Here is a 13,185-nt window from a genome sequence, read left to right as displayed (position 1 = left end):
GACGTGCTCAATCGATTGCCCACCCATCGAGCCGACGACATCGCCGCGCTTCTACCGCATCGTTGGGCGCCTGCTGCGGCTTGATTGCCCGCACCTTGGGCCCAGGATGCCTTCACCGGGTGCTTACCGCTGACTCGCGATGCCAAGCAGCGGTCAAATGGCTGCGCGATCGCACAGCGAGCGACCCATTGCTAAGCGCGTAGCTAAATGTGTAGCTGGAAGGCGTTTCCAGTCAATCGTTCGACGCAAACCATTATCAAATAAGGAGCCCGGACATGAACCAGAGCAGTATTGAACTGCCGGAAAGCAACTCGCGAAACGAAACGGGGATGCTGAGAGGCTAAAACCAAATCTCAACTGGCGCGGGTAGCCCGCGACCGGGCGCCGCCGTCGGAGCTCCGCTGCCTTCCGCCGTTTTTGCGTAGACGAAAGCGATAGATCATAAACTCTTGCACATAAACTGCTTATTTTTCAGCAGTAGCTGAAACACTCCAGTCCTCTTCTGGGGGCGCCGAACGCGATCATATAAGCTCCTAAATGCCTGCGGCGATCTTGGTCGCGGCCCTGCCCCCTGTTCGGCAGAGACAATGCGCGCCGAAAAGACACGGGTTTCTACGCGATGAGAGTCAAACCATGTGCAGCAAGCCACAATTGGGCAGCATCATTGGCCGCAGGGTTTTTCGCTACCCATCCGTCAAGCATGTCCGCCCATGCCTGAAGCATCGTCCGCCTTTGCTCAGCATATTCGGCCTTGTTATACACGGCCCGTACACCGCGCTGTTCATGCGCCAGACATTTCTCTATCCAGTCGCTGTTGAACCCAGCCTCGTGCAATTGCGTGCTGGCCGTTCTCCGCAGATCGTGTACTGTGAAAGACTCGAAGTCTTCAGCACCGCTGTTGCGAATGAGCTTGACTGTGCTGTCGATCACGCGATTGAGGGTGGCTGCACTTATGGGCAACTCCGTCTCGTAGCGACCGGGGTGGAGATACGAACTTGCGCCGAAGCACGTCTTGAAGGCAACGAGGATATCCAGCGCCTGCTGACTCAGATAGACGTTGTGCGACCGGCCCGCTTTCATCCTTTCTTTCGGAATGGTCCACGTCGCGGCGTTGAAGTCCACCTCCTCCCACCTTGCCGAAATAAATTCCGACTTGCGCACCATTGTCAGGAGCATGAACTTGATCGCCAGACGCAGCGTCGGCAGGGTGGGCGTCCTCTCCAGCGCTTTAAAAAATATGTGGATCTCCGCGGGCGTCAGTGCCCGGTCGCGTGGCTTGAACGTGGCGATAGCCGACGGCCGGATGTCCGCAGCCGGATTGACGACCTTTAGCCCCCGCGCCTGTACGAAACGGTAGACTTGCAGCACGATATCCCGAGCCTGAACGGCGGGAGCGGCCGCGCCTCGCTCTTTGATCTTCTCGCATCTCGCCATGAGTCGGGCGGGCGTGATTTCTTCCAGCTTTAGCCGCCCAAATTCGGCCGCGAGATTCCGATCGTAGACGGACTTCCTCATTGCACGGGTCGACGCTGCCAGCGCGGCTTCCGAGAAGTATTTCTCGGCCCACTTCCCGAATGTCAGCGCCTCGGTCGCTTCAACGCGCTTGTCGACCTTAGCTTTCGACGGACTGATTCCCTGTTCTACTTCCCGCCGGGCCCGCTCGAGCAGAAGCCTCGCTTCCGCAAGACTCAGCGACATACCGAAGCTCAACTCCTCGACATCACGCGCCCCGCGGGCAGGTAGCCGCGGATCGTAGCGACCGATGACGAGCGTCTCGCGACGTCCGTTGAGGCGATAGTCGAAACGGAAACTGACCGCCCCCGACGACGTAACGGCCACATACAGGCCGCGTTGGTCGGCCACCTTGTAGATAGTGCCGGTGGGCTTGAGCGCCCGCAATTCGAGGTCCGTAAGCATGCGATACTCCGTGAACTGATACCGTCGCTCGATACCGTCACGCCCGGTGACGGTATCGAGTTGGGTCGTCCGCAGAGAAAGATGCTATACCGTCACCGATACCGTTGATCGCACGCTGCTGTCGCCGGACATCAGCGGATCAAAAAAGACGATAAACCTTTGATTCCGTAGGGGAAATCGAGGAATTTACAGACCTCTGCAGACCACTGCAGAGCATCCTAAATTACTCCCACTCGATCGTCGCCGGCGGCTTCCCCGAGATGTCATAAACGACGCGATTGATCCCACGCACTTCGTTGATGATCCGATTCGACACATGCCCGAGCAATTCATGCGGCAAATGCGCCCAGTGCGCCGTCATGAAATCGAGCGTCTGGACCGCCCTGAGCGCGACGACAAACTCATAAGTCCGCCCATCGCCCATCACGCCGACGCTGCGCACCGGCAAGAACACGGCGAACGCCTGACTCGTGAGGTCGTACCATGACTTGCCCGTCTCTTTGTCGATGGTGTTGCGCAGCGTCTCGATGAAGATCGCATCGGCACGCCGCAACAAATCGGCGTACTCGCGCTTCACTTCCCCGAGAATCCGCACACCGAGCCCCGGCCCGGGGAACGGATGCCGATAGACCATCTCATGCGGCAAACCGAGCTTCACGCCGAGCTCGCGCACCTCATCCTTGAAGAGCTCCCGCAGCGGCTCGAGCAGCTTCAGATTCAACGTCTCGGGCAGACCGCCCACGTTGTGGTGGCTCTTGATCGTATGGGCCGCCTTCTTGCCCTTGCCGGCCGATTCGATAACGTCCGGATAGATCGTCCCCTGCGCGAGCCACTTCGCATCCTTGAGCTTCCCCGCCTCGACCTGGAAGACCTCGACAAACTCTGCTCCGATGATCTTGCGCTTCTGCTCGGGATCGGTCACGCCGGCCAGCTTCGAAAGGAACGCTTCGCTCGCATCGACATGGATGACGCGCACGCCAAGGTGATCGGCAAACGTGGCCATCACCTGCTCCGCTTCGTTCAAACGGAGCAAACCATGATCGACGAACACGCAAGTCAGCTGATCGCCGATCGCACGATGCAGGAGCGCGGCCGCGACCGACGAATCGACGCCGCCCGACAGACCCAGGATCACATGCTCGCTGCCGACTTGCGCGCGAATCTTTTCGACGGCTTCGTCGATGTAATGCCCCATTTCCCAATCGGCCTTCGCGCCGCAGATCGACAGCACGAAGCGCTCGAGCATCGCGCGCCCTTGCAGCGTATGCGTGACCTCCGGGTGCCACTGCACGCCGTAGAAATGGCGCGATTCGTCGGCAATCGCCGCGATCGGACACGACTCCGTCGACGCCATCAGCTTGAATCCCTCGGGCATCTCGGTGACCTTGTCGCCGTGGCTCATCCAGACCTTCAGCATCCCGTGCCCATCGGACGTGCGGAAGTCCTCGATGCCTTCGAGCAGACTCGTATGATTGCGCGCCCGCACTTCGGCATAGCCGAATTCACGCACGTGCCCCCCGTCGACTTTGCCGCCGAGCTGCTCGGCCATCGTCTGCATTCCGTAGCAGATTCCCAGCACGGGCACGCCGAGCTCGAAAACGGCTTGCGGCGCACGCGGCGTATCGGACTCCGTAACGGAGTTCGGCCCGCCCGACAGGATCACGCCCTTCGGCGCAAACTCGCGGACGAACGCGTCGTCGACGTCGTACGGATGAATCTCCGAATAGACGTGCGCTTCGCGAATGCGGCGCGCAATCAGTTGGGTGACTTGAGAGCCGAAATCGAGGATCAGGATCTTGTCATGCATGGCGGGCGCGTTACTCAAATGGGCAAATGGAATTCAATTCGGGGCCGCCGTCACGGCGACCGAACATAAACAAATTGCGCCTTTCGCCGGAAGCTCTTTCGGCTGAAAGGCGCAACGTCCGATGGCGCGCGGCGTGCGTCATCGAAGACTGCGAGGCAGGAACATCGATCGTTCGAGATACCCACGCGCCGCGACGCTCTCATCGGCCTTCGTGGCCGTCGTCAATCGATGTGGTAATTCGGCGCTTCTTTCGTGATCTGCACATCGTGGACATGCGATTCGCGCATGCCGGCCGCCGTGATTTCGACGAACTGCGCCTTCTCATGCATCTCTGCGATCGTCTTGCAGCCGCAGTAGCCCATGCTCGCGCGCACACCGCCGATGAGCTGGAACAGGATCGCGTTGACGGACCCTTTGTAAGCCACGCGGCCCTCGATGCCTTCGGGCACGAGCTTGTCGATATTCGCCGAGTTGTCCTGGAAGTACCGGTCCGCGGCGCCATCCTTCATCGCGCCAACCGAGCCCATGCCGCGATACGACTTGTACTGCCGGCCCTGATAAAGGAAGACGTCGCCGGGCGCCTCTTCCGTGCCCGCCAGCATGCTGCCCATCATGACCGCGTCCGCGCCGGCCGCGATCGCCTTCGAGACGTCGCCCGAATAGCGCACGCCGCCATCGCCGATGACGGGCACGCCCGATCCCTTCAGCGCTTCCGAGACGTTCGCGATCGCCGTGATTTGCGGCACGCCGACACCGGCCACGATCCGCGTCGTGCAAATCGAGCCGGGCCCGATGCCGACCTTCACGCCGTCCGCCCCGTATTCGACGAGCGCACGCGCGGCATCCGCCGTCGCGATGTTGCCGCCGATGACTTCCACGTGCGGGAAGTTCTTCTTGACCCAGCGCACACGCTCGAGCACGCCCTTGCTGTGGCCATGAGCCGTATCGACGACGATCACGTCGACGCCCGCGGCCGCGAGCAGCGTCACACGCTCTTCGTTATCGGGACCGACGCCGACGGCCGCGCCGACGCGCAGCTTGCCATGCTCGTCCTTGCAGGCGGCCGGATGCTCGGTCTGCTTCGTGATGTCCTTGACGGTCATGAGCCCGCGCAACTCGAAGGCGTCGTTCACGACGAGCACGCGCTCGAGGCGGTGGCTATGCATGAGCGCCTTCGCATCGGCGAGCGAGGTGCCCTCCTTGACCGTCACGAGTCGATCCCGCGGCGTCATGATGCTGCGCACGGGCTCGTCGAGCCTCGTTTCGAAGCGCAGGTCACGATTCGTCACGATCCCGACCAGTTTCGGGCCCTCGACGACCGGGAAGCCGGAAATGCCATGCTGCTGCGACAGCGCGATGACGTCGCTCACCTTCATTTCGGGCGGGATCGTGATGGGATCGCGAACGACACCCGATTCGAAGCGCTTAACCTTCGCCACTTCACGTGCCTGCTCGGCGGCGGTCAGGTTCTTGTGAATGATGCCGACACCGCCCTGCTGCGCCATCGCGATCGCCAGGCGCCCCTCGGTGACCGTATCCATCGCGGCGGAGACAAGCGGGATATTCAGGGAGATATTGCGGGTCAACCGGGTCTTGAGGCTGGTGTCGCGCGGCAAAACCTCGGAGAAGGCCGGGACGAGTAGCACGTCATCGAACGTGAGTGCTTTCTGGATCAGACGCATGGCAAATCCTATAGGCGCAAAACCGAATTATACGCGATACCTCCCTGGTTTTTCACTGTGCGAACAGCAAGTTAGCGATTTTTGCGGCCGGTTCGCGCCCTCGCTTTCGGTTCTTCGTTCGGTCGATGTTCGTTCGTTTTTCGGAGCGCCAGGCCGCGCAACCGGAAAGAACGAAGGGTCGCGATTGCAGAATCGAACAAGACATCGCCGCTCCGGACCGCCTAGACTGCGAGCCGGTCCATACGAGAAACGGGGAAGCGGCGATGCGACGCGGGGTGATGTACGGCATGATGGCGGGAGCGCTCTGGGGCACGGTCTTTCTCGTGCCGCGGCTCCTGGCTGATTTCTCCCCGGCCCTGCTCGCCTCGGCGCGCTGCATGATGTACGGGATTGTCTCGCTGGCCGCCGCCGTGCCGATCGCCCGGCGCATCGCTGCCAAGCTCACGCGTGCCGATCTCGTGGCGCTCGCCCGCCTCGCCTTTATCGGCAATCTCGTCTACTACGTGTTCCTGACTGCCGCCGTGCATCACGTCGGCATCGGGCCCACGTCGCTGATCGTCGGTGTATTGCCCGTCACGGTGACGCTCGCGGGCCGGCGCGATCACGGCGCGGTGCCGCTCGGCCGCCTGATTTGGCCACTCGCGCTCGTCATGGCCGGTATCGTCTGCATCAATGTGGACGTCTTCGCGAACGCCCCGGCGCCGACGCCGGATGCCCAATCGGTGCCGGGCAAGCTCCTTGGCCTCGTCTGCGCGCTCGGTGCACTCGCGAGCTGGACGTGGTTCGCCGTCGAGAACGCGCGCACGCTGCGGCGTCTCAATGCGCACGAGACGAAGTTCGACAGCAACGAATGGTCCGTCCTGCTCGGTATCCTGACGGGCCTCTTCGGCGCGATGCTGTGGTTCCCCGCTTCCGCGCTGACCGACGGGCCGGGCGGCATCGCGAACGCGGGCGCGATAGCGGCGGCCGGCGCGGGCGACGCCCGCTGGCAGATCTTCTGGCTATTGAATCTGGGTCTCGCCGTCGGTGCCTCGTGGCTCGGCAACGGCCTCTGGAATGCCGCCGCGACGCGGCTGCCGCTGACGCTTTCGGGTCAGATGATCGTCTTCGAAACGCTGTTCGCCCTGCTTTATGGCTTCATTTACGATAGTCGCCTGCCGAGACCGCTCGAAGCGGCCGCGATCTTGCTGCTGCTCGCGGGCGTCGTCTGGGCGGTGCGCCGGCACAGCGGAGAGCAAGCGGGAAAGCGTCCAGAGCAGGACGTTACCGTGCTGGATGCGCATCAGGCGCACGAAGCCGCGTCCCCTTCCCGGGAGGAGGCGCGCAGCCCTTCAGCGTGAATCCTTGGGCAGCCACTTGCGCCCTTCGATCGATCCTTCACGGCGCGTCTTGTCGACGCGCCGCTGCCGCGCGACCTTCGGATCGACGATGAGCGCGCGATAGATCTCGACGCGGTCATGATCGGCAAGCGGCGCATCGAGCGGCTTCAGCTTGCCGTAGATGCCGACCTTCGCCGTCGCCAGATCGATCTCGGGATGGCGCTCGACGATGCGGCTGGCATCGAGCGCGTCCCGCACGGTCGAGCCGGCCGGCACATGCACTTCGATCAGCGTCTGCGCCTTCGCGAGCGCGTAACAGACCTCGACCGTCAACTCCGCACTCATGACTTTCCGTAGCGTTGATTGGCGCGCTTCACGAACGATTCGACGAATGTATTCGCGATGTGATGGAAGACCGGCCCAATGATCTTCTCCAGGATGACGCTCGCGAACTCGTAGTGGAGCGCGAATTCGATCTTGCAGGCGTCGGTGCGCAGCGGCGTGAAACGCCAGTAGCCCGTGAACTTGCGAAACGGGCCGTCCGTGAACTCCATGTCGATGCGAGTCGGCCGCTGCTGGGTATTGTGCGTGGCAAAGTGCTGCTTGATGCCCTTGAAATTGATGTCGATCCGCGCCTCCATGCTGTGCTCGTCCTGGTGCCGGATTTGCACGCCTCCGCACCACGGCAGGAAGTTCGGATAGTCGTTCACGTCCGTGACGAGGTCGAACATCTCCTCAGCCGAATGACGGATCAATACGGTTTTCTGGACATCTGCCATAAAATTGCACCGCGCGAGGCGAAAGTGAGTCGGCGCTACGGCCTCTCGAGGCACCGCTTTGCTAAAATTGCGATTTTAAACGAGTTCGCCGCCGGTCATTCATGAGCATCATCGACAACAGAAAAGCCTTCTTCGATTACTTCATCGAAGAGCGCTACGAGGCAGGGCTCGTGCTAGAGGGATGGGAGGTCAAGGCGCTGCGCGCCGGCCGCGCCCAGATCAAGGAGGGCTACGTGGTGGTGAAGGACGCCGAGCTCTTTCTGATCGGCGCGCACATCAGTCCGCTGCCCGAAGCGTCGACGCACGTGAACCCCGATCCCGTGCGCACGCGCAAGCTGCTTTTGCACGCAGACGAGATCAAGAAGCTCATCGGCAAGGTCGAGCAGCGTGGCTATACGCTCGTGCCGCTCAACTTTCATTACAAGGGGGGCCGCGTGAAATGCGAAATCGGTCTCGCCAAGGGAAAGAAGCTGCACGACAAGCGCGAAACCGAAAAGAAGCGCGACTGGGAGCGCGAAAAAGCGCGGCTCATGCGCACCGCCGGCTGACGAAGGGGCGCTCGCGGCCGCGGCGCCCAGCTTTCTCCGAAACGCCGGCCTTCGCCGAACTCAGCGGATTTCGGCAGCCTGCGCGTTTTTGCCGCGGCTCACGATCGTGAGCGCCGAAGCGATCATCGTGCTCAGATCCGACAGATTGCCCGGGACGATCAGCGAATTGCCCGCCTTGGCCAGATTCCCGAACGCGTTCACATACTGCTCCGCCACTTTCAGGTTCACGGCGTCCATGCCGCCCGTCGACTGAATCGCCTCGGCAATCTTCCTGATCGCCTGCGCGTTCGCTTCGGCCACGGCGAGAATCGCGGCGGCCTCGCCCTGCGCCTGATTGATCGCCGCCTGCCGGTCGCCCTCCGAGCGCTGAATGGCCGCCTCGCGGCCGCCCGACGCGATATTGATCTGCTCCTGCTTGCGGCCTTCGGAGGCGGCGATCAGCGCGCGCTTCTCGCGCTCGGCCGTGATCTGCGCCTGCATCGCATGAAGAATTTCCTTCGGCGGCGTCAGGTCCTTGATCTCGTAGCGCAGTACCTTCACGCCCCAGCTCTCGGCGGCTTCGTCGAGAGCCGCGACGATACTGCGGTTGATGAGATCGCGCTCCTCGAACGTCTTGTCGAGCTCGAGCCGGCCGATGACCGAGCGCAGCGTCGTCTGCGCGAGCTGCGTAATCGCGAGCACGAAGTTGCTCGAGCCATACGACGCCTTCATCGGGTCCGTGACCTGGAAGTACAGCACCCCGTCCACCTGCAGCTGCGTGTTGTCACGCGTGATGCAGACCTGCGCCGGCACATCGAGCGGGATCTCCTTGAGAACGTGCCGGTAGGCTACGCGGTCCACGAACGGCAGCACGAGGTTCAAGCCGGGCGCGAGCGTCGCATGATAGCGGCCGAACCGCTCGACGACCCACGCATGCTGCTGCGGCACGATCTTGATCGTCTGCGCGGCGATCACGATCACGACCACGAGCAGCACGGGCGCGACGATGGTTATGTCCATTCTTTTTACTCCTTCGTTGTTGACAGAGGATGGTCGGATCGCGCCGGCTTCTTCTCCACGACGATCAGGCGGTTCGCCCGCACGGCGGCGATCTCGTAGACGCGCGCATCGGCACTCGCGCCGGGCGCGAGCTCCACGTCCCATTCGGCCCCACGGTATGGGACGCGGGCACGGCCGTCGTGCCAGGCATGAACCTCGAGCGTGGCGCCGATATCGGGATTGACGTCGGGATTCGTCGACGCGTCGCGCCGCGCCTTGCGGCGCCCGAATCGAGAGCGCCGCAGCACGATCACGGCCGCCAGCGCGACGAGCGCGGCGGCCAGGTATTGCTCGGCCGCGCTCGCGCCCGCCCAGTGTGCGATCGCGCCGGCGATGAAGCCGAGCGCGATCATGAGCAGGTAGAACGTCCCCGTCAGCAGCTCGGCGACGATCAGCGCCCCCGCGCCAACCCACCAGATAAAGTCGCTCGGCGACATAGCGGTCTCCCCTTTTTCCGATGCGGCGGGAGGCGGCCGCGGACGCCCCCGCCGCGGCTCGTCGATGCCGGCCACACCATAAAAAAACGCCCCGGTCCTACTACCGAGGCGTTATAGCATGAAGCCGTTGCACCGATGACGTGCAAGCAGGAAATCAGACGATTCCGATCAACTGGTTGCCGTAGCCTTTGCGAGCGCCTGCCATGTCTCGATGACCGTGTCCGGGTTCAGCGAGATCGACGAAATACCCTCGTCCGTCAACCACTGCGCGAAGTCCGGGTGATCGGAAGGACCCTGACCGCAGATGCCGACGTACTTGTTCTGGCTCCGGCATGCTTCGATCGCGCGCTTCAACAGGAACTTGACCGCATCGTCGCGCTCGTCGAAATCCGCGGCCAGCAGCTCCATGCCGGAATCGCGGTCGAGCCCGAGCGTCAGCTGCGTCAGGTCGTTCGAGCCGATCGAGAAGCCGTCGAAGTGCTCGAGGAACCGCTCGGCCAGAATCGCATTCGACGGAATCTCGCACATCATGATGAGGCGCAGGCCGTTCACGCCACGCTTCAGGCCGAACTTCGCGAGCAGCCCGATCACGCGCTCGGCCTGCTTCAGCGTCCGCACGAACGGCACCATGATCTCGACGTTCGTGAGCCCCATGTCTTCGCGCACACGCTTGAGCGCGATGCACTCCATCTCGAACGCTTGAGCGAACTCCTGTGCGACGTAGCGCGAAGCGCCGCGGAAACCGAGCATCGGGTTTTCCTCGTCCGGCTCATAACGCGAGCCGCCGATCAGCTTCTTGTACTCGTTCGACTTGAAGTCCGACAGGCGCACGATGACGGGACGCGGATAGAATGCGGCCGCGATCGTCGCCACGCCCTCGGCGAGCTTGTCGACATAGAACGCGCGCGGCGACGCATGGCCGCGCGCCACGCTCTCGACGGCCTTCTTCAAGTCCGGATCGACGTTTGGATACTCGAGGATCGCCTTCGGGTGCACGCCGATGTTGTTGTTGATGATGAACTCGAGCCGCGCGAGGCCGACCCCGGCGCTCGGCAACTGCGCGAAATCGAACGCGAGCTGCGGATTGCCGACGTTCATCGCGATCTTGACCGGAATCGGCGGCAGATCGCCGCGGTCGATCTCGGTCACTTCCGTTTCGAGCAGGCCGTCGTAGATCTTGCCCTCGTCGCCCTCGGCGCATGAGACCGTCACGAGCGTGCCGTCCTTCAGGACGTCGGTGGCATCGCCGCAGCCGACCACGGCCGGCACGCCGAGCTCTCGCGCGATGATTGCCGCATGGCAGGTACGCCCGCCGCGATTCGTCACGATCGCCGATGCCCGCTTCATGACGGGCTCCCAGTTCGGGTCCGTCATGTCGGCGACGAGCACGTCGCCCGGTTGCACGCGATCCATTTCAGACGGGTCGCGAATGACGCAGACGCGCCCCGCACCGATCTTCTGGCCGATCGCGCGGCCCGTTGCGAGCACCTGCGACTGCCCCTTCAGCTTGAAGCGCTGCTCGACCTTGCCCGCGTTCTGGCTCTTCACGGTCTCGGGACGTGCCTGCAAAATGAAGATCTTGCCGTCGCGGCCGTCCTTGCCCCACTCGATGTCCATCGGGCGCTTGTAGTGCTGCTCGATGATGACGGCGTACTTCGCGAGCTCGATCACATCGTCGTCGGTGATCGAGAATCGATTGCGCTGCTCGTGCGCCACGTCGACCGTCTTCACGCGGCCCGGCTCGCCCGGCTGCGTGAACTCCATCTTGATCAGCTTCGAGCCGATCGAGCGCCGGATGATCGGGTACTTGCCCTGCGCCAGCGTCGTCTTGAAGACGTAGAACTCGTCCGGGTTCACCGCGCCTTGCACCACGGTTTCGCCAAGACCGTAGCTCGACGTGATGAAGACGGCATCCTTGAAGCCCGATTCGGTATCGAGCGTGAACATCACACCGGCCGCGCCGACATCGGAGCGCACCATGCGCTGCACGCCGGCCGAAAGCGCGACCTCGGCATGCGTAAAGCCTTTGTGCACGCGGTAGGAGATCGCGCGGTCGTTATAGAGCGACGCGAAGACGTGCTTCATGCGATCGAGCACTTCCTCGATGCCGACCACGTTCAGATAGGTTTCCTGCTGGCCCGCGAAAGACGCGTCCGGCAAGTCTTCGGCCGTCGCCGACGAGCGCACGGCAAAGGACAGCCCTTCGGGCGAGCTCTTTTGCAACGTCTCGAAATTGGCGCGAATCTCGGCTTCGAGGCGCGGCTGCAGCGGCGCGTCCACGATCCATTGCCGGATTTCCTTTCCCGCGGCCGCGAGCGCCTTCACGTCGTCGATGTCGAGCGATTCGAGCCGTGCGGCGATCCGCTCGGTCAACTGGTTATGCTCGAGGAAATCGCGAAAGGCGAGCGCGGTCGTTGCGAAGCCGGTCGGCACGCGAACGCCCGCCTCGGCCAGCTGGCTGATCATCTCGCCGAGCGACGCATTCTTGCCGCCGACGATCTCGACATCAGTCATTCGCAACTGCTCGAACGGAATTACATACGCCTGGTCCTTTACGACGTTTGCTGCGTTAGACATACAAGCCCCTAAGTGTGAAAAAAATTCTCGGCTGCGCACGCGGGCTTGGATGCGGGAATCCGGGCAACCGGCTCCGCGCATCGTGCGCAACCTGTTCGATAAGCAATCGCCAGCGACTTTTGATAGCAATGGCTTATCGAACAGGTTCGTCGCTATTTTACCGTGCCGACTCGCCAAACGGTGGCGGCGGCGCGATAATTGCCGCGCTTCATCTTTGAAAAGGCCGATCGGCCTTCCCCACTCGAGCTTTTGTCGATGCCGCCGCCCACCGTATTCATCGTCTCCGACGGTACTGGAATCACTGCCGAAACGTTCGCGCACTCGATCCTGTCCCAGTTCGACCAAAAATTCCGCCTCGTGCGCGTGCCGTTCGTCGATTCGGCCGACAAAGCCTTTGCGACTGTCGAAAAGATCAGCGAATCGGCCGTGCTGGACGGCCGCCGGCCGATCGTCTTCACGACCCTCGTCGATAGCTCGTCGAACTCGATCGTGAAGAACTCGAACGCGCTCGTGCTCGATATCTTCCAGCAGTTCGTCGAACCGCTCGAGCTCGAACTCGACATGAAATCGACGCACGCCGTCGGGCGCGGGCACCAGAACGCCGATACGGAGGAGTACAAGAAGCGGATCGAGGCAATCAATTTCTCGTTGGCCCACGACGACGGTCAATCGAACCGGAACCTTGCCGAAGCCGACGTCATCCTGATCGGCGTCTCGCGCAGCGGCAAAACGCCGACGAGCCTCTATCTGGCGATGCAATACGGCGTGAAGGCGGCGAACTATCCGTTGATCCCCGAGGATTTCGAGCGCGGCAAGCTGCCGACGCCGCTTTTGCAACACCGCGACAAGCTGTTCGGGCTCTCGATCGACGCGCAACGCCTGTCCGAGATCCGCAACGAGCGGCGCCCCGGCAGCAAGTACGCCGCGCTCGAGAATTGCCGCTACGAGATCAACGAGGCCGAGGTGATGATGCGGCGCGAAGGCGTCAAGTGGCTTTCGTCGACGCACAAATCGATCGAGGAAATCGCAACCACGATCTTGCAGGAAATCAAGCTCGATCGGTCGGCTTATTGAGCGGGAC

At 62.5% G+C, this 13,185-nt stretch carries 11 protein-coding genes; 3 read left to right on the top strand and 8 right to left on the bottom strand.

Going from position 1 to position 13,185, the window contains the following annotated elements:
- Positions 1-612: 612 nt before the first annotated feature.
- From C9I57_RS16450 to guaB, 3 genes are all read right to left on the bottom strand, one after another.
- Positions 613-1,917, bottom strand: coding sequence for a tyrosine-type recombinase/integrase (locus C9I57_RS16450; protein WP_107151697.1), 1,305 nt, complete (start codon positions 1,915-1,917; stop codon positions 613-615).
- Positions 1,918-2,140: 223 nt separating this feature from the next.
- A complete protein-coding gene (guaA, locus tag C9I57_RS16445; protein WP_107151696.1) occupies positions 2,141-3,724 on the bottom strand; it encodes a glutamine-hydrolyzing GMP synthase in 1,584 nt (527 codons plus the stop codon).
- Positions 3,725-3,945: 221 nt separating this feature from the next.
- Positions 3,946-5,406 (bottom strand): IMP dehydrogenase, encoded by a 1,461-nt coding sequence (gene guaB, locus C9I57_RS16440; protein WP_107151695.1) that lies wholly within the window; start codon positions 5,404-5,406, stop codon positions 3,946-3,948.
- Positions 5,407-5,669: 263 nt separating this feature from the next.
- On the opposite strand from guaB, the gene C9I57_RS16435 reads away from it, so the two are divergent.
- Positions 5,670-6,746 (top strand): DMT family transporter, encoded by a 1,077-nt coding sequence (locus C9I57_RS16435; RefSeq protein ID WP_258187672.1) that lies wholly within the window; start codon positions 5,670-5,672, stop codon positions 6,744-6,746.
- Here C9I57_RS16435 and C9I57_RS16430 read toward each other — a convergent pair.
- Positions 6,738-7,070, bottom strand: coding sequence for an RnfH family protein (locus C9I57_RS16430; protein WP_107151693.1), 333 nt, complete (start codon positions 7,068-7,070; stop codon positions 6,738-6,740). The genes C9I57_RS16435 and C9I57_RS16430 overlap by 9 nt on opposite strands.
- Positions 7,067-7,504, bottom strand: a complete 438-nt coding sequence (locus C9I57_RS16425) for a type II toxin-antitoxin system RatA family toxin (RefSeq protein WP_107151692.1) — start codon at positions 7,502-7,504, stop codon at positions 7,067-7,069. The genes C9I57_RS16430 and C9I57_RS16425 overlap by 4 nt, the downstream gene beginning before the upstream one ends.
- 101 nt (positions 7,505-7,605) lie before the next feature.
- On the opposite strand from C9I57_RS16425, the gene smpB reads away from it, so the two are divergent.
- Positions 7,606-8,052 (top strand): SsrA-binding protein SmpB, encoded by a 447-nt coding sequence (gene smpB / locus C9I57_RS16420; RefSeq protein WP_018444218.1) that lies wholly within the window; start codon positions 7,606-7,608, stop codon positions 8,050-8,052.
- A gap of 60 nt (positions 8,053-8,112) precedes the next feature.
- On the opposite strand, the gene C9I57_RS16415 is transcribed toward smpB, so the two are convergent.
- The 3 genes from C9I57_RS16415 to ppsA all read right to left on the bottom strand — a co-directional run bounded on the left by C9I57_RS16415 (position 8,113) and on the right by ppsA (position 12,104).
- A complete protein-coding gene (locus C9I57_RS16415; protein WP_107151691.1) occupies positions 8,113-9,051 on the bottom strand; it encodes an SPFH domain-containing protein in 939 nt (312 codons plus the stop codon).
- 5 nt (positions 9,052-9,056) lie between these two features.
- Positions 9,057-9,527, bottom strand: coding sequence for an NfeD family protein (locus C9I57_RS16410; RefSeq protein ID WP_107151690.1), 471 nt, complete (start codon positions 9,525-9,527; stop codon positions 9,057-9,059).
- Positions 9,528-9,695: 168 nt separating this feature from the next.
- On the bottom strand, positions 9,696-12,104 hold the full coding sequence (gene ppsA, locus C9I57_RS16405; RefSeq protein WP_107151689.1) for a phosphoenolpyruvate synthase: 2,409 nt from the start codon (positions 12,102-12,104) through the stop codon (positions 9,696-9,698).
- A 255-nt stretch (positions 12,105-12,359) separates the two neighbouring features.
- Here ppsA and ppsR point away from each other — a divergent pair, with 255 nt between their 5' ends.
- Complete coding sequence (gene ppsR, locus C9I57_RS16400; protein ID WP_107151688.1) at positions 12,360-13,178, top strand: posphoenolpyruvate synthetase regulatory kinase/phosphorylase PpsR; 819 nt, start codon at positions 12,360-12,362, stop codon at positions 13,176-13,178.
- The last annotated feature ends 7 nt before the right edge of the window (positions 13,179-13,185 follow it).

The organism is Trinickia symbiotica (genome assembly GCF_003028655.1).
GTDB classification, from domain to species: domain Bacteria; phylum Pseudomonadota; class Gammaproteobacteria; order Burkholderiales; family Burkholderiaceae; genus Trinickia; species Trinickia symbiotica_A.
This window is presented reverse-complemented; position numbering and strand designations above follow the sequence as displayed.

What these genes read in the sequence shown, in the direction of transcription:
- C9I57_RS16450 (WP_107151697.1), bottom strand. Translation starts at nt 1,917, where the DNA reads ATGCTTACGGACCTCGAATTGCGGGCGCTCAAGCCCACCGGCACTATC.
- guaA (WP_107151696.1), bottom strand. Translation starts at nt 3,724, where the DNA reads ATGCATGACAAGATCCTGATCCTCGATTTCGGCTCTCAAGTCACCCAA.
- guaB (WP_107151695.1), bottom strand. Translation starts at nt 5,406, where the DNA reads ATGCGTCTGATCCAGAAAGCACTCACGTTCGATGACGTGCTACTCGTC.
- C9I57_RS16435 (WP_258187672.1), top strand. Translation starts at nt 5,670, where the DNA reads ATGCGACGCGGGGTGATGTACGGCATGATGGCGGGAGCGCTCTGGGGC.
- C9I57_RS16430 (WP_107151693.1), bottom strand. Translation starts at nt 7,070, where the DNA reads ATGAGTGCGGAGTTGACGGTCGAGGTCTGTTACGCGCTCGCGAAGGCG.
- C9I57_RS16425 (WP_107151692.1), bottom strand. Translation starts at nt 7,504, where the DNA reads ATGGCAGATGTCCAGAAAACCGTATTGATCCGTCATTCGGCTGAGGAG.
- smpB (WP_018444218.1), top strand. Translation starts at nt 7,606, where the DNA reads ATGAGCATCATCGACAACAGAAAAGCCTTCTTCGATTACTTCATCGAA.
- C9I57_RS16415 (WP_107151691.1), bottom strand. Translation starts at nt 9,051, where the DNA reads ATGGACATAACCATCGTCGCGCCCGTGCTGCTCGTGGTCGTGATCGTG.
- C9I57_RS16410 (WP_107151690.1), bottom strand. Translation starts at nt 9,527, where the DNA reads ATGTCGCCGAGCGACTTTATCTGGTGGGTTGGCGCGGGGGCGCTGATC.
- ppsA (WP_107151689.1), bottom strand. Translation starts at nt 12,104, where the DNA reads ATGTCTAACGCAGCAAACGTCGTAAAGGACCAGGCGTATGTAATTCCG.
- ppsR (WP_107151688.1), top strand. Translation starts at nt 12,360, where the DNA reads ATGCCGCCGCCCACCGTATTCATCGTCTCCGACGGTACTGGAATCACT.